Annotated in this window: 18 protein-coding genes, 2 tRNA genes and 2 pseudogenes; 3 read left to right on the top strand and 19 right to left on the bottom strand. The window is 37.4% G+C overall.

Annotation, left to right across the window (positions count from 1 at the left end; all coding sequences use genetic code 11):
* Positions 1–5: 5 nt before the first annotated feature.
* The 14 genes and pseudogenes from IGI78_RS04160 to IGI78_RS04095 form a co-directional block, all read right to left on the bottom strand.
* On the bottom strand, positions 6–332 hold the full coding sequence (locus IGI78_RS04160; RefSeq protein WP_429961128.1) for a hypothetical protein: 327 nt from the start codon (positions 330–332) through the stop codon (positions 6–8).
* Between the two features lie 19 nt (positions 333–351).
* Positions 352–1017 carry a DUF4355 domain-containing protein gene (locus tag IGI78_RS04155; protein ID WP_430618511.1) on the bottom strand — a complete coding sequence of 222 codons (666 nt, stop codon included), beginning with the start codon at positions 1015–1017 and terminating at the stop codon, positions 352–354.
* Positions 1018–1214: 197 nt separating this feature from the next.
* Complete coding sequence (locus IGI78_RS04150) at positions 1215–1421, bottom strand: hypothetical protein (protein WP_142424825.1); 207 nt, start codon at positions 1419–1421, stop codon at positions 1215–1217.
* 1 nt (position 1422) lies between these two features.
* Positions 1423–1752, bottom strand: coding sequence for a polymorphic toxin type 50 domain-containing protein (locus tag IGI78_RS04145; RefSeq protein ID WP_429961626.1), 330 nt, complete (start codon positions 1750–1752; stop codon positions 1423–1425).
* Between the two features lie 150 nt (positions 1753–1902).
* A pseudogene (locus tag IGI78_RS04140) lies at positions 1903–3009 on the bottom strand (minor capsid protein); the annotation flags it as partial.
* A 12-nt stretch (positions 3010–3021) separates the two neighbouring features.
* Complete coding sequence (locus tag IGI78_RS04135; RefSeq protein WP_086317145.1) at positions 3022–3225, bottom strand: hypothetical protein; 204 nt, start codon at positions 3223–3225, stop codon at positions 3022–3024.
* A complete protein-coding gene (locus IGI78_RS04130; protein ID WP_430618510.1) occupies positions 3218–4657 on the bottom strand; it encodes a phage portal protein in 1440 nt (479 codons plus the stop codon). Before IGI78_RS04130 ends, IGI78_RS04135 begins: the two co-directional genes overlap by 8 nt.
* Before the next feature lie 13 nt (positions 4658–4670).
* On the bottom strand, positions 4671–5966 hold the full coding sequence (locus tag IGI78_RS04125) for a PBSX family phage terminase large subunit (RefSeq protein ID WP_430618509.1): 1296 nt from the start codon (positions 5964–5966) through the stop codon (positions 4671–4673).
* The gene (locus tag IGI78_RS04120; protein ID WP_430618508.1) at positions 5951–6766 is read right to left on the bottom strand and encodes a terminase small subunit; all 816 of its coding nucleotides are present in this window, start codon (positions 6764–6766) and stop codon (positions 5951–5953) included. Before IGI78_RS04120 ends, IGI78_RS04125 begins: the two co-directional genes overlap by 16 nt.
* 93 nt (positions 6767–6859) lie before the next feature.
* A tRNA-Ile gene (locus IGI78_RS04115) sits at positions 6860–6932 on the bottom strand.
* A gap of 104 nt (positions 6933–7036) precedes the next feature.
* Positions 7037–7110 (bottom strand) — tRNA-Pro (locus IGI78_RS04110).
* Between the two features lie 233 nt (positions 7111–7343).
* Positions 7344–7835 (bottom strand): ArpU family phage packaging/lysis transcriptional regulator, encoded by a 492-nt coding sequence (locus IGI78_RS04105; protein WP_430618507.1) that lies wholly within the window; start codon positions 7833–7835, stop codon positions 7344–7346.
* A 115-nt stretch (positions 7836–7950) separates the two neighbouring features.
* A complete protein-coding gene (locus tag IGI78_RS04100; protein ID WP_208788371.1) occupies positions 7951–8088 on the bottom strand; it encodes a hypothetical protein in 138 nt (45 codons plus the stop codon).
* A gap of 3 nt (positions 8089–8091) precedes the next feature.
* Positions 8092–8280 (bottom strand): hypothetical protein, encoded by a 189-nt coding sequence (locus tag IGI78_RS04095; RefSeq protein ID WP_430618577.1) that lies wholly within the window; start codon positions 8278–8280, stop codon positions 8092–8094.
* Positions 8281–8940: 660 nt separating this feature from the next.
* Between IGI78_RS04095 and IGI78_RS04090 the strand changes: the two genes are divergently transcribed.
* Complete coding sequence (locus tag IGI78_RS04090; protein ID WP_008377702.1) at positions 8941–9141, top strand: hypothetical protein; 201 nt, start codon at positions 8941–8943, stop codon at positions 9139–9141.
* A gap of 499 nt (positions 9142–9640) precedes the next feature.
* Positions 9641–9814: a hypothetical protein gene (locus tag IGI78_RS04085; protein ID WP_008377698.1), complete on the top strand. Its 174-nt coding sequence runs from the start codon at positions 9641–9643 to the stop codon at positions 9812–9814.
* A gap of 383 nt (positions 9815–10197) precedes the next feature.
* On the opposite strand, the pseudogene dcm reads toward IGI78_RS04085, so the two are convergent.
* A pseudogene (gene dcm / locus IGI78_RS04080) lies at positions 10198–11404 on the bottom strand (DNA (cytosine-5-)-methyltransferase).
* Positions 11405–11557: 153 nt separating this feature from the next.
* Between dcm and IGI78_RS04075 the strand changes: the two are divergent.
* On the top strand, positions 11558–12235 hold the full coding sequence (locus tag IGI78_RS04075) for a type 1 glutamine amidotransferase (protein ID WP_430618506.1): 678 nt from the start codon (positions 11558–11560) through the stop codon (positions 12233–12235).
* Between the two features lie 178 nt (positions 12236–12413).
* Here IGI78_RS04075 and IGI78_RS04070 read toward each other — a convergent pair whose 3' ends face one another.
* The 4 genes from IGI78_RS04070 to IGI78_RS04055 form a co-directional block, all read right to left on the bottom strand.
* The gene (locus tag IGI78_RS04070) at positions 12414–12686 is read right to left on the bottom strand and encodes a hypothetical protein (protein ID WP_430618505.1); all 273 of its coding nucleotides are present in this window, start codon (positions 12684–12686) and stop codon (positions 12414–12416) included.
* 116 nt (positions 12687–12802) lie between these two features.
* Positions 12803–12961 (bottom strand): hypothetical protein, encoded by a 159-nt coding sequence (locus IGI78_RS04065; protein WP_252709178.1) that lies wholly within the window; start codon positions 12959–12961, stop codon positions 12803–12805.
* A 10-nt stretch (positions 12962–12971) separates the two neighbouring features.
* Entirely contained in the window at positions 12972–13970 is a 999-nt protein-coding gene (locus tag IGI78_RS04060; RefSeq protein WP_430618504.1) for a tyrosine-type recombinase/integrase, read from the bottom strand.
* Positions 13971–13979: 9 nt separating this feature from the next.
* On the bottom strand, positions 13980–14117 hold the full coding sequence (locus IGI78_RS04055; RefSeq protein WP_430618503.1) for a hypothetical protein: 138 nt from the start codon (positions 14115–14117) through the stop codon (positions 13980–13982).
* Positions 14118–14164: the final 47 nt, after the last annotated feature.

The raw sequence follows: 14164 nt of genomic DNA, 5'->3' as shown, positions 1-14164 counted from the left end.
TTCTTTTATTCTCCGCCGCCAGCGGCTACTTTTGGTTTTTTGTTAGCATCTAAGAAAGTGATATTCTTCAATGCAGTGATTGCAGCATCCGTGGGTGCTTCTGGCAAACGTTCAGCCAATACATAACCACCTACAAGAATTGCTACTGGTTGCGAACCTGTTTCGGCATCTACAGTTACTGAATTGAATACAATACCTAAAGCTGTACCGTCATTAGCTGGATAAATTTCACCAGCTTTAAAAGATTTGTCAGCTTGGTAGGTAAAGTTTTGGAACGTTGCGCTAGCTAAGAAGTTTAATTGCTCAGCTGTTTTGATTGGTTTTACATACATTTGTATTTCCTCCTATTTTTTATTTCCAAAAGTTATCATTGTCTGCTTTTGTACGACTGTTTGCATTTTTGGCATATTGACTACCGATTGATTCTGCTTCTGAACCGCCACCATTACCTGCTGGGTTATCAGCTGATCCGGCAAGACGAATGTTAACTGCTTGCTCAACTGCTTCACGGAATGCTTTAGATACATTGCCATATGCTTCATCCAAATTCTTTTCATCACCGCCGAACAATGGTGCCAAAACAGTTGATAGCAAATCAGGCAGTTTATCAGTAGAAAGGCGTTTGATTACACCCGCTTCGTCTTTATCACGCTTCAGAGCCACACGATCGGCTTCTAATTGATCACGCTCTTGTTGCAACTCGTATTGAGCTTTTTCTTCGGCAGACATTTGACCTTTTTTCTCAGCATCTTTGATCTTTTTATCTGCTTCTTCTTGCCATTTAGCCTGTGCCGTTTCAATGGCTTTAGAAATACGTTTGTCCACTACAGAATCGAATTCAGATTGACTGGAAAAAGAAACTGGCTTGCTTTCCCCATCACCCGAATCACCATCTTGACCGCCGTCTGCACCGTCACCCTCGCCACCATCAGCAAAGAACTGCAGTTTCATCTTCATCAACCGATTGCTACATATATGTCCTACAAATTGGTTCATTAACAATTTATTTTCTTTCATATTTTTCTCCTTTACCCATGCACACTCAAAACAGTCATAACAAAAAGCACCCCATCCACGCTTTCGCCCAGACACAGTGCTTTACCTTTGATATTCTATTTTGAACCCACACACGTTATTAGATTTTACTTAGCTTTTATTGCCATCAAAGTTTGGGCATAAAAATAGCACCTAATCAAATAAACGATTGGGTGCTATTACTTCTCAATTATTGACTCTATTTCGTGTTCAAAGAAAGCAACAGATCGATCTTTTAGCTTTCCAGATTGCGGCCTAATAACCAAATATTCTCCTTCATCGTCATTATCTTCACTAGTAGTATAGTCAATTATTCTACCTGACAATATAACACCATCCAAAAACGTTACTCGGACTTCTTTACCTAGATAGCTTTCTAAATCCATCTTAACTCTCTCCTTTCCATGGTACTAAATGGGTTCTATTTGCTGAATGATGAATCTTAAACCCCTTTACCTCTAAACCTGATCGATAATCAAAGCCTAAAAATGAATCAGTCATAATTTTTTCTTTGTTCATTCGACCGTTTTTATTAGTTTCGACAACCCCAGTACCAGCATACTTATCAAATAGCCCTTGAACATCGACATCATCATTGAAATAGCTTTTACCTGCTTTAGCAGTGCTTTTCATATGAGGCGCTTGTTTTTCAGCGTTTATAACAGATCCGTATCTTCCATCTTTCAGGCGAGATTTAACAAAGTAATGATCTTTCAATTCTTCCCATTCGTTACCCTTATTATACTTGATATTCTGGTACTTATCCAATGTCGAAGGTGTATTCTTATCACCTAATACATTTTTTAAGTTTCTGTATTCAGCATTATCTTTTGCAGCATTTTTTATTTTCTTTTGCTGTAATGCAATTTCTTCGTCAGAATACTTTTCTTTCAGCTTGTTCATCCAATCATTATAGGTTGTTTCGCCTTTTATCGGAATGACTTTGCCGCTAATAGGATCCAAAGCGTTTCTGGGCAATTTCAGCGTGCGTTTGCTATACATTACTGCAATCGTTCGACACCAAGGATGGAACGGCGGATATGTACCACTAGCTCCATTTACAACAGCTTCTGAGACTAAATAAACCTTATGGTCTTTGCCTCGACAAATCTCAGATGTCCGCAAATCCAACACAGCCACTAACATGTACTCTTTTACGCCGTTATCTTGCCACGCTTTGAGTTTTGCTTGGTTAGCCATGTAATTAGCTTCCGTGCGTATCAACCGCCTAGCAACACCAATTGAGCGGTCAAATTCACTAGCTATTGCCTTAGCCATCTCAAACTCAGACATGCCAGTCATTGATTCGACAGTGAACAACTCTTCTAATCTTGCCGCTAAAGCTTCAGTGTCGCCCCACAGCCTTTTAGAATAATTTGATCCATGCCAATGGCTATCAAGTATGTTCTTTGTATACCTGGTAGATAATTCTTTGAACTGATAATCCTTTTTGTTCCATACCTCAATGACAACGCCATTTTTAGCATTCTCTTGTGCCTTACGAATGACTGATTCAGCAGTAGCCTCACGATATGTCTCATGAATAGCATCTACATAAAATTCAGTCTGCTTTTCTAACTGGACATCAGCAACATGTTTAGAAACTAAAAAAGACTTGGCTTTCAAGTCCTCTGCACGAGTGATACGCTCTTTAAACGCTAATGCTTGCAATCGATTCTTGGCCGAGGCTAGCAACTCAGGATTTTTAATCTGCTTGGATAGTTTTCTTAACTCCGCTAACTCTTCAACTGATGTTGTTTGATTCAGTATCCGTTTAGCTTCATCCTCAGATAGTCCAGATCGTTGCTGAGAGCGAGCAAATAGCTTCCTAACCTTTTGGGTTAAGTACGTTTGTGCTTGTCTGTATGCCTTGGTCACAGCTTCCTCGACTTTGATTGCACCGTCATTTATCTTTTGTTCAGCATCGATGTCGCGGCGTTCCCAATAAGCTAGCTTGCGTTTCTTTTGAGCCATTTAATCAGCTCCTTATTTCACCCCACCAGTTAAAATGCTGATAGAAAATTTTAAAGCTTGCTCTTCGTTAAATCCCTCTTCTAAACATTTATCAAACAAATATTTCCCTTGCTTGGCTATATAATCTAAACCTTTTTGCATTTCAAAGAAAGTGGCCTCAAGTGTTTGGTTGTTCTCATTCATCTTCATTAGTTCGTTTAGCTGCTTTTCATTCATCTTCTTTGCCCTCCCCTGGCTCGTTGTCCAATTCCGAATGACTGTCTTCAGCTTGTACACCCAATGCTTTGGCTTGAAGCTTCATGTTTTCCTCTTTTTGCTGATTCAACATTTCAACTACTTCTTGAGGATTGTCAATGTCATCCAACCATCCCAGGCTAATCAACAATGGTATAAACTCTTGTGATTCCTTGATCTGGTTAATGATATCTGAGCGGTTAATCGGCAAGTTAGGTTTGAATTTGATTGTTGTTCCTTCGACATCTACATTGTGACCTTTCACATTCAAGATGTTTCGCAACAATTCCAAACGCTGCATGATGCCATCTTCCAAATATCCGATCTTGATTGACAACACAAGTAGCAATCCAAATAACTTGTATTTCATCGCTTCCCCAGACTGAGTGCCAGCAAAGTTCTCATCATTCAGATTGGGGACATACGTTGTTTTGTGGAAATCATCAAGCAAAGAGTCAGCTAGTGTTTGTACTTGAGTTTCATCAAACGTGTTAGTAGCATACTGGAAATCTCCGCCATCTGATTTGGCTGGCGCTTCGATAGCCATTGTTCCATTAATCTCATCTGGCTTTTCGTCTGGCAGACCAAATCCAAACATGATCATAATCGCTTTGACAAAGTTCTTCTTGTCTTTGATACGATCCGTCTGCAAGACGTTGTAACCATCTATTTGAGACAATTGCTGCTCATAGTCGCCTTGTTTTTCTTCGTTGTTCCGAAACTCAACTACAGGTACATCCTTGTAGTAATGTGGTTTAACTTTAGGATTCGGCGATTTATTGATTAAGCTTGTAGGGTCTAATCGCTTCGTTTTAGATAAATAAGTGATCACCCACTTTGGAGTGTAAACTGTTATCTCCCAGAATGTTCTTCTTTTCAAGTCACGCTTCTTGACCATACGAACAGCAAATAGCTTCGTTCGGTCGATAGTATCATCAACCACTAAAAACATACCTCTTGGATCAATCCAAGCAATCTTAGGTATGGTTTCAGGAACATCGTTTCCTTCGGTACCGGGTTTAATAGCAAGGTAATGTAACTCAAGTCCCATGCCCATTGTTGATAAACCTTTTTCTAATTCCTTATCGTGCTTCTTAATTTTCATCTTTTCTAATGCATCGGTAACAGGTGTAATATCTTTATCCTTTGCTGGTGCATAAGATACAGGAGCGCCGACTGTGAATCCGACCATCATGTCCGTTACATATTTGGCGTTATTTACGAATATTTCGTCCATATCGTGTGGTGTTCGAATCTTCGTTTGCCCAATTTTATGCGGTTTACCTTCGTAGTAATCAAATAACATATCTAGCCGTGGTATTTCTTTCTTATGCTCATCCATGCAGAAATTGATTACTTCCATACTAGGGTTATTAATATCACCAGCTAATTCACGATCAATAGCAATTGCCATTCTTTCACCTTCTTTATTCCATCCATGTAGGACGATTAGTAATTTTAACTTTATTGCTCTTAAAGATAATCGTGTAAACGAAATATCTAACGGCATCCATTGCATGGTCATTTTGCTTTATAGGCTTATCCTCTCCACGATCCATTGCTTTAGAATCCCATATATAAGAACTAAATTCCTTCAGGGTATTCACACAAGAGGAATTAAACGCTATTTTTTCTTCGTTAAGGAGAGTACCAACAAAACGAATGCCATCTAGCACATCATTTTTTGCTTTTCTGATTTTGAAGTTTCGCTTCTTTAATTCGGCAATAAAAGAAGCAGCAGACGGATCTACAATCACTTCTTTGATTCGTATACCTTCTGTAAACTTCTGTAGTTCATCAGCAAATTCACTATCGGTCTTTTGTTTCTTGCTATCACGTCCAGAATAATAGAATTCTTTTACGCAATACCAGATGCCATCTTTGCCTTTTTGCCACAACAAAAATACGGTAGCGTTCTGCGTACCGTAGTCAATGCTTATATAGTTATCGCCAAAAATAAAATCAATTAGTTTATTGTAGACATGCTTTGACTGATCAAACATATCGTAAATAACGCCTTCAGCAACTGTCCACAAACCAAGAATATATCGTTTGTAGAAGACTCCTGAATACATGCTGCGATATCTCTTCTTGATTGATTCATCTAAACTAAGGTTGTCTTCCATCGTAAAGTGAAGATACACCAGATTTTTTTCTTTAATCTTGTCAATCCAATTCAGTTTGAACCAATGATATGGGCCATCTGGGTTGCAGTTAAACCAAAACTTGGAACCTTTCTCGGAACAACGCCCAGTCGCTTGGTTTACAAATGATTCTGGCATAAGTGCTACCTCATCAAAGAACATGCCAGCTAATGTAATACCCTGAATCAAGTCTTGGGATCGTTCATCTTTACCACCAAAAACATAAAAGTAATTGGTATTGCCTCTTTTAGTAACTTCCAACATATTGTCAGCACGATGATCTTTGTATCGATATCCTCGTGATAGAAGCATAAGTTTAAGCCAAAACAGTACGTTCCGCCGAAACGAGCCGATTGTTTTGCCTGCCATCCCAAGATTCTTGCTGTCAAATGTTGACATAGCCCACATAACATAAGATAAGCACATAGAAATAGTTTTACCACTACGAATAGCGCCATCGGCTATGATTCCGTCTTTATCCTTAACGGCAGACTTCTTTGTCCACCAAGTAAGAATCATCTTCTGCTTTTTACTGAAAGGTTTGAACTTAAATACTGCCTGTTTTACTCTTCTGGCCATAGTTCTTCACCTTCAGATTCCAAAGCTTCCAGGAAACCATCATCTTCCATGTCAAACTCTTCGCTACCATCTTTATTCTTAGCAATAGCAGCAGTAATCTGCGCTTCTCTTAACCGATCGCCGCCAAGATATTTCATGAGTTCTGACATAGCTTTATGTTTGTCATACAGCTTTACTGAAACGCCGTCTTTGCCTTTCTTCACTTCTTGAATAAGGGAACCATCAACTGAATCCGAATCTTTTAATCGTACAAAAGAAACTGGGCCCTCGCTACCATCACTGAACTGAACTATTTCTTGTCCAAACTCTGTAAAATCAGTGATATCAGAAAAGGCTTGTTTCATATACTCTTGTATCAAATCCTTAGCATCAAGAAAAACATCTTGCTGTAATTCGGCTTTAAGACGATACAATTCTTCTTTTATTACCACATTTGACAACATACGATAACCATGAGAATTTGCTGTTGTGTAATCGCATTGGTAAGCTTTCTGATATGCCTTAGTAGCATTGAAACACTCTAGATAATAAAGACAAAACAGTTTTTGTTGCTCTGTTAGATCATCATTATCTATTACTGGTTGCACCTCTTTTTTGTGTGCAACCTTTTCTTTCTTGGTTGCACCCTTTTTTTCAGGAGGTGCATTCCACTTTCTAGACTTCCAAGATTTAATTGTATTGATAGATACATCATGTTTAGCGGCTATGTCTTTGTACTTCATGCCGTTTTGATAATCTATGTATGCTAACTCCCATTTCTGCACATCAACGCCACCGCCTCCGTAATGTTTTAACCACAAAAAAACGGCCCATACCCGGACCGCTTTCTTTTCATCTATACTTTAGTAGGAATTATCAAAGATTATGTGAGTAATCTAATTGACAACTCCCAATTGACAGAGGTGGATTTGAACCACCGACCTTACGAGTATCCGTCGTACGCTCTACCAACTGAGCTATCTGTCGGGCTTAAATAGATTTTCTTGATGGGGTTAAGGTTATCAGCCTTAATTAATTACATATTACTTTGTCTAGAATTTTCAGAATAACCATCAAGTCACTAATGCCAATCAGGAATGCAGGATTTGAACCTACGACCTCCACTGCCCAAGAGTAGCGCTCTACCAAACTGAGCCAATTCCTGTCTTAAGACGGCTAGCGAATGAAGATAAGGAGTGTGTTCAACTCCATTCGTTTTAAATTTTTGGGTGCCGTCTTAATTAAATACAGGGCGCTGAAAGGGAATCACGAAAGTAGGTCTGCCAACGAATCATAAAGGAGTGCGCCCTGATACTTACAATTTGTTGATGATACTATTGTATTACGCCAAATGTCAAAAATGTCCTATTTTATCCCTAACTTTTCCCTATTTTATCCCTAATTTTTTAGAGTGATCAATTCTCCCATCTTATATGCTTCAGCAAATGCGATCAAAGCCTGTGCTTTTAAGCGTTCAATATTCTTGATGCTGTAGTGAAATTCTTCTTTCTGGCCATACGTGGTAATCCTGTATCCAGTTATGCTTGCTGCCAACTCGTTGATCGTACACGGGTTCTTTACACAGTATGATTTTTTCAGTATCTTCTGATAAATGTCAGGCAGCTGCTTAATAGCATGATCGATTTCAGCGATTTTCCTATTATAATTTTGATGTTGCTTGGTTATTCCTCGAAACATCATAGCAGTTTTATGCTCCTGTCCATTACGGCTTCTTGGGCTTTTGGGCATGTCACTGTATTGTATGGCTTGAGTTAGATCATAGACACTGTCGTCAAAACTCACATACCTCTTCATTGACATATAGTCTCCGAGAAGCTCACGTGCTCTTTCACGAGTTTTATTCTCATCAATTTCTGGAAATAAGCTCATAGCCTCGCCCCCTCCGATATGTTAGAATTTATTTGTGGTTTATAACTTAGTCGGAGAAATCCGGCTTTTTTATTTCTTTTTAGCAGTTCCATTAGCTTCTGCCTTTTGTTGCAATCTACGCTTTTTCTTTTTTATTTTCGATTTTTTCTTTGGCAATGGCTTGCTTCTCCTTTTCATCTAATTCTTTCCCGAAAATCACACTTGCGAATACTGTGGCAAAAAGTGCCACGGCTACTAACACTGCAAAGTCCATCATTTATCCCCCTGCTTCCATCGCATCCCTGACTAACGGATCATTGATAATAATCTTGTACTTCATCTGCTCATGCTGCAGCTGCTGTTCTAGCTGCTCAATTTGTTTCTGCTGGTCAACTATTGTATAGGATAGCCAACTTGTAGCGATTATTGCCGATAGTATTATTACAATAAAAGATTTATTCTTCATCCGAAGCATTTCATCCTTCCTTACTAATAGTGTTTTCACACATTGATTTGATACAATATAACTGTCAGGCGGAAAACTGACAGTTCACTGTTTGAGATGGTAAGTAATTTGCCATCTCTTTTTTGTAGCTAGCAGTTTCCTTGACGGATACTCAATATTTACTTTAGAATGTCTGTAATGCCTCTATATTCTTTTAACTAACCCTTTCAAGTTTTTAGGCATTGCCAGCAACTTTATAGTTGTTGGTTTTTTTATTTGCTCAAAAAGACTGATTAAAGTAATATTTAAAAAAAGGCAACTCCTAACTAAATGCAATTGAGGCCCGATTCATTTTAAATTTAGCCTTTCCAGTACCCGGATGCTCCAAGGTACTGGTTTTTTTCGCATATATATAATTTTTTTACTTAAACACTTTGTTCTGTTATCCTTTACTTCGAAGGTGCTTTTATGGATAACTGTAAGAGAATTGATATATGTGATTTATTTGATTCAAATAGCACAGATATAAACGACCTATTGCTTCAAGGTATCTATGATAGAGAAATGTATATTTTATGGTATGAAATAATTTTTCCTTACAAAAATATAAAGATATGTGATATTTTTGAAAATGATTCTATAACGAAAGTTTCTTCAAAATATATTTAGAGGAGTAGCATTATGAAATTATTTAAAAAAAGTTTTTTTATATCTTTATTTTGTTTTCTACCTATGGTTGGTGTTGTTAGTTTGTTCACTGAAATCACCTTGAATGTTTCTACATTCTTGAAACATCTATTTATATTTTCCGGTCTTTTTTTTGGCTATTTTTTTACTATCTTCTTTACTGAAGCTTATGAAAAGAAAATCAAAAAAGGTTGATTTGTTGTTTTAAATGTATGTGGCTATCTTTCAAATTTGTTATATTAGTGTCACGCCAAGTAAATAGGTACTATGATAATATTCCCCTTAACAACAATTACTTAAGGAGTACCTATGCAAACCCTAAAAGTTATGATTTTATCTTTTCTTTTTATCTTTTTTTTGGTATTAATTTGCCTGATAATATGCATTTTATTGTCTCTTTTTATTAGTTTGTATAAATTAGTTAGTGAAGATGCGCCTGCTAAACAGACTTTCAAAAGAACTTTTTTTAAATTAGTTACATTCATGTGTGATCCTTTAAAGAACTTATAGTTCCTTACTTCGTTGGAGTGCTGACTAATCATATTTTTATCTTTAATTTCTTTTTAATTGCCAATACATCTAGTTTTTCGCATAAAATCAATTTCTTTACATTATCTATAAACAGCTTTAGACTTGAATATATAGTATTTGTGTAACTTTTTTGTAGTTAAATAATAAAAGGAGCTGCTATATTATGAATAAGGTTTTTAAAACTGTTACTTTTGGAAATTTACCTTTGAAAGTAAATCCAGAAGTAAGTAAATTTTTAAAAGAAAAAGACACAGCAGAAATAAAAGCAGATGTAAATTTAGAAACAGGTGATGTAAGGTTATTTATAGATCCTGAAGAGTTAAAAAAACTTAAATAAGTTGTAACTAGCTTTTTCCAAAAATATCAATTTAGATAGTTATTTCAGCCATTATCAATTTTAATTGATTAATGGCTTTTTTTAGTAAGTAATTGCTGACGATTGCGGAAATAAAAATATTTCCACCTTGCAATACTGTAACGTTTGCTCACTCTTTATAGTGATATACTTTGATTATTAAATTTAATAGGAGCCCTATTTATGGAAAAAATTAAAGAAATACTTTTAATAGTACCGATATTCTTTTTGGTATATTCTTTATTGTGTCTCATCATTTCTCTTTTATTCAGTTTTTTTAGATTCGTATTTAGAAAAGAACCCTTTTATTCGACATTTAAGACAGTTTTTCTAAACTTATTTCTAGAGATTTTGAATCCTTTTAATTATCTGTTCTGATTAAAGCATTTCGTCGGATAGCTGACTAATCTTCTAGCAATATCATGTATCACTGGCACAGTAACTGAGTTGCCTGCTTGCTTATATAGTTGGCTATCGGAGTTAACTTCTTTTGCTCGGTCAAACGCCCAATCCGGGAATCCTTGCAGCCGCCAACATTCTCTAGGTGTTAGCTTTCGTATTTGAAACCCATCGTAAATCCCTGCATCTGATTTGCTAGCTTTTAAAGTTCTGCTCAATCCCGGGAGAACACCTCTATTAAATCGCTGAGAATCATTTGTATAAACACCGCCGATCGATAACAAATTATTCTCATGCCAACTATGGGAAGATAAGGTAGGCGATATATCATGCAATCCTCCTTCGTTATATCCTCATGGTTTTTGAAGAATAGCAACTCCGTGTCGATCTTGTGCAGTGAGTGTAAACATTTCTTCACCATCGTTTTTGAACCGTCTGCCATTTTGTCGCTTTTCAATTCTGTCAGGCGTTAACACTGGCAATGCAATTTTTGTCGGATCTTTCTGCGTAGTTGTGCTGCACATCGTTGGTGCTATACCATCGATCGATACGACATCTCCGCTTTGAGATTTCCCTTTTTTTTCTTATGTTGCCGATTTTTTTGATTCGATATTTTTGATCAATCGATCTGTCATCTCTTTCGAAAGGAAATACTTGCTCGGTACGTTCTCCTCTAAGATGTCCGACAACGAAAACTCGCTCCCTGTTTTGCGGAACGTAGTCTTTAGAGTTATGCACTTCCCATTCCGCATCATACCCAAGTTCATCCAAGGCTCTGAGGATTGTCTCGAACGTAGCCCCTCCTTCGTGATTGAGGAGTCCTTTGACGTTCTCAAGGAATAAAAACCGTGGTCTGAGAATAGATGCGAACCTTGCAATCTCAAAGAAGAGAGTTCCTCTAGTATCCTCGAAACCCTGCCGCTTTCCAGCGATTGAAAAAGCCTGACACGGAAATCCTCCACAGATAATGTCGATATCTCCGATTCCTCGAATAAACTCATCTGAAACTGATGTGATGTCATGCATTTCCACCTCTCCTTCTGTATTATGAATAGCTTTGTAACTTGCTCGAGCAAACTTATCTATTTCACAAAAACCGATACATTCATGACCGGCTTGTTCCATTCCAAGACGGAAACCACCGATACCTGCGAACAGATCTAAAAATTTCACTTTCCGTCTCCTTTCTAGTTGGTTATTTTGGTGAATAGTGGAATTGATTTAAGTAATTGACTTGCTAACGCCAATATCTTATAATTCTTTTCATTAATAGGTAATTGCAGGCGATACCTAATTCCAACATTGCCGTAGTGTGAAAGGATTTTTATGCGTATCAATGTTTTACAACACACACCTAATGAAGGTCCGGGTTCAATTCGAGAGTGGTCAAAAAAACATGGACACGAAATGTATATCTATCACCCTTATCAGTTCGACGGTGTCCTCCCCTCTGAAAAAGAGACTGATATGCTTATCATCTTAGGTGGTCCAATGAGCCCCAACGATAAAATAGATTGGATTTTTGAAGAAAGAGTTCTTATAAAAAAACTTCTTGATAAAAATATACCAATATTTGGTGCTTGTTATGGTGCACAGCAAATTGCAAAAACCTTAGGATATAGTGTAACCAAATCTCCACATAAAGAAGTTGGTTGGGCCCCTGTTTACCTTAAAAGCAATATTATCCCAGATATTCCAGATAAACTTATTGCGCTTCATTGGCATGAAGAAATGTTTGAAATCCCAGATAATGCCATCCATTTATTCAGCAGTGATTTAGTTAATAACCAAGGCTATTTGCTAGGGGATAATGTTATAGGACTTCAATTTCATTTTGAGCCTCAACAAGACGATATTCGTGAAATTGTTATTAATGATTTTTCTTATCCAGAAGATAACAATTCACTTAATCAAAATTCTCAAGATATTATTTCTGTACCTTACCCTGATGAAAACACAGAAATAATGTTTAAACTGTTGGACTTTATTTCTAGTCACTATTAATAAGTAACTACTTGAGCTATCACTTTTGTGATAGCTTTTTTTAAATAATCAATCCTGTGCATTTACCCACAGACACTTTTCATCTTTCTTCTGTACTCTCAAGCGTAATCGAAACATTCATAACAGAATTTCTTTTATCCCTATACAATGTTATTCCGTAATCTCTTCCGCTTATTGACTAACTGCCACTAACGTATTTCTTTAAACTATGCAGTCCTTTGCCGCGTCTTTTCGTTTTACGATCTATCCAAGTACCAGTTGTCCCCCAATAATCAATCATGCCTTTTGGCGTATTGATCGCAAATTGATGATTATTTGGATAATGGTTAAACTCAAAGCCCAAATCCTTGATGTTTTTTGTCGCTGAATCTCCCATGCGCTTAACATGATGCGTTCTGCGCTGTTTCAGGTAAGGCTTCACATCGTTCCAGTATTCAGCCATTTCTCCCATGAAGTACCTCCATTTTTAGTTATGCACATATCCACAAAGTTATACACAATATATTGTAGGAACGTATTTTCGCCCACTATATATTGTCTATTTCGTTCTTTTATAGCCTAATTCAATCAAAACTCTTCCCTTTGGTTCAAAGCGTTACGATAAATCGCCTGTACACCAATTTGATCCGCATAGGCTTTTCCTTCTTGACTAGTAATGAAACGATAGGTCCTTGCTGTTTCATCTACTAAAATCGCGTGAAATTCGTTGTAATAAATTCTTTTCAAAATATTCACCTCAACTTACAAACTTTTGATGGGAGATCTTCACTTCATCATCATTAATCATCGAGTAGGCCATCGTGGTCTCAATATTTTCATGACCGAGGAACCTAGAAACGAGTTCTATAGGCATCCCGTGTCTTCTCGCAAGTGTTGCGGCTGTCCTTCTGAATCTGTGTGGGTGAACGTTCAAAACACCTGCACGCTCCCCTAGACGCTTGACCAACTTTTGGATTCCGGCAGTAGTCATCTCTTTCCCTATCGTCTGTCCATAAAATAATGGACCAGTGATGTGAGGCACCTCTTTTAAGTAATGATTCAATGCCAGCTTTGCCTTGGCATTAAAGTATAAAGTTCTTTGCTTGTTGCCTTTTCCAATCACTTCAATCGAATCATTTTCTTGGTCATAGTCACTAAAATTTAGAGAAACCACTTCAGAGACTCGACATCCAGTACTCAATAGCAGTTCGATGATTAGCGTTTCTTTCGCATTAGAAGCAGCACTTCTCAGCTTTTCAACTTCAAGCTCACTGAATTCTTGTTTGCGCCTTTCGGGTACTTTTATCTTTTCCACCCTTGCGCCAGGATCTCGATCGATAAACTCTTCAATATAAAGCCAATGAAAGAACCTAACAATGCAGCCACGTTCACGAGCAAGCGTACCTTCAGATATTCGATCCTGAATTTCCCTGTTAGCAATAGATAATCGGATGTCATTTGTGGTGATATCCTTAAATGGCTTTCTAAGCTTACTCATGAAAAAATTGATCGTCTGCATATAAAGTTTCAATGTTCCGTCTGAAAGCCCCTGAATCTTCTTTGACACCATAAATTGATGGTATGCAGCTGCATCGGATCTCTCATCATAGATCACTACATCAGTTGAAGTTTTAACTAAGTCGAAGGAATCCAAATGCATCAATAGGAGCATATTTACTTTCCTAAGTTGTTCTGGATCCAAATCATTTTCTAAATCTCCAACAATTTTATTAATCAGCGACTCCTTGTTGGTCATCGTTCACTCCTAACCGAAACTCTTCCGAATTTCATATTCGTGGTCGATCAACTCTTTAAATGTATCTTTGGGATATAATTTCTTGCCCGACCGCTTTTGATGCTGCACACACAACCACTGAAACTTTTCGATGGTTGCATCATCCATAGCGTATCTGGGTCTTTTTTTCTTCGTAGCCAACAGGTGGGACACCT

Origin of the sequence: Enterococcus sp. DIV1767, assembly GCF_050542585.1 — a bacterium.
Taxonomy (GTDB): domain Bacteria; phylum Bacillota; class Bacilli; order Lactobacillales; family Enterococcaceae; genus Enterococcus_D; species Enterococcus_D innesii.
Note: the sequence above shows the minus strand (reverse complement) of the source record. Positions and strands in the feature narration are given on the sequence as shown.

Coding starts and splice junctions, on each gene's coding strand:
- IGI78_RS04160 (WP_429961128.1), bottom strand. CDS start 332: ATGTATGTAAAACCAATCAAAACAGCTGAGCAATTAAACTTCTTAGCT.
- IGI78_RS04135 (WP_086317145.1), bottom strand. CDS start 3,225: ATGAATGAAAAGCAGCTAAACGAACTAATGAAGATGAATGAGAACAAC.
- IGI78_RS04090 (WP_008377702.1), top strand. CDS start 8,941: ATGAAATTATTTAAAAAAAGTTTTTTTATATCTTTATTTTGTTTTCTA.
- IGI78_RS04060 (WP_430618504.1), bottom strand. CDS start 13,970: ATGACCAACAAGGAGTCGCTGATTAATAAAATTGTTGGAGATTTAGAA.
- IGI78_RS04155 (WP_430618511.1), bottom strand. CDS start 1,017: ATGAAAGAAAATAAATTGTTAATGAACCAATTTGTAGGACATATATGT.
- IGI78_RS04100 (WP_208788371.1), bottom strand. CDS start 8,088: ATGGACTTTGCAGTGTTAGTAGCCGTGGCACTTTTTGCCACAGTATTC.
- IGI78_RS04075 (WP_430618506.1), top strand. CDS start 11,558: ATGCGTATCAATGTTTTACAACACACACCTAATGAAGGTCCGGGTTCA.
- IGI78_RS04095 (WP_430618577.1), bottom strand. CDS start 8,280: ATGAAGAATAAATCTTTTATTGTAATAATACTATCGGCAATAATCGCT.
- IGI78_RS04070 (WP_430618505.1), bottom strand. CDS start 12,686: ATGGGAGAAATGGCTGAATACTGGAACGATGTGAAGCCTTACCTGAAA.
- IGI78_RS04055 (WP_430618503.1), bottom strand. CDS start 14,117: ATGGATGATGCAACCATCGAAAAGTTTCAGTGGTTGTGTGTGCAGCAT.
- IGI78_RS04150 (WP_142424825.1), bottom strand. CDS start 1,421: ATGGATTTAGAAAGCTATCTAGGTAAAGAAGTCCGAGTAACGTTTTTG.
- IGI78_RS04085 (WP_008377698.1), top strand. CDS start 9,641: ATGAATAAGGTTTTTAAAACTGTTACTTTTGGAAATTTACCTTTGAAA.
- IGI78_RS04130 (WP_430618510.1), bottom strand. CDS start 4,657: ATGGCAATTGCTATTGATCGTGAATTAGCTGGTGATATTAATAACCCT.
- IGI78_RS04105 (WP_430618507.1), bottom strand. CDS start 7,835: ATGAGCTTATTTCCAGAAATTGATGAGAATAAAACTCGTGAAAGAGCA.
- IGI78_RS04125 (WP_430618509.1), bottom strand. CDS start 5,966: ATGGCCAGAAGAGTAAAACAGGCAGTATTTAAGTTCAAACCTTTCAGT.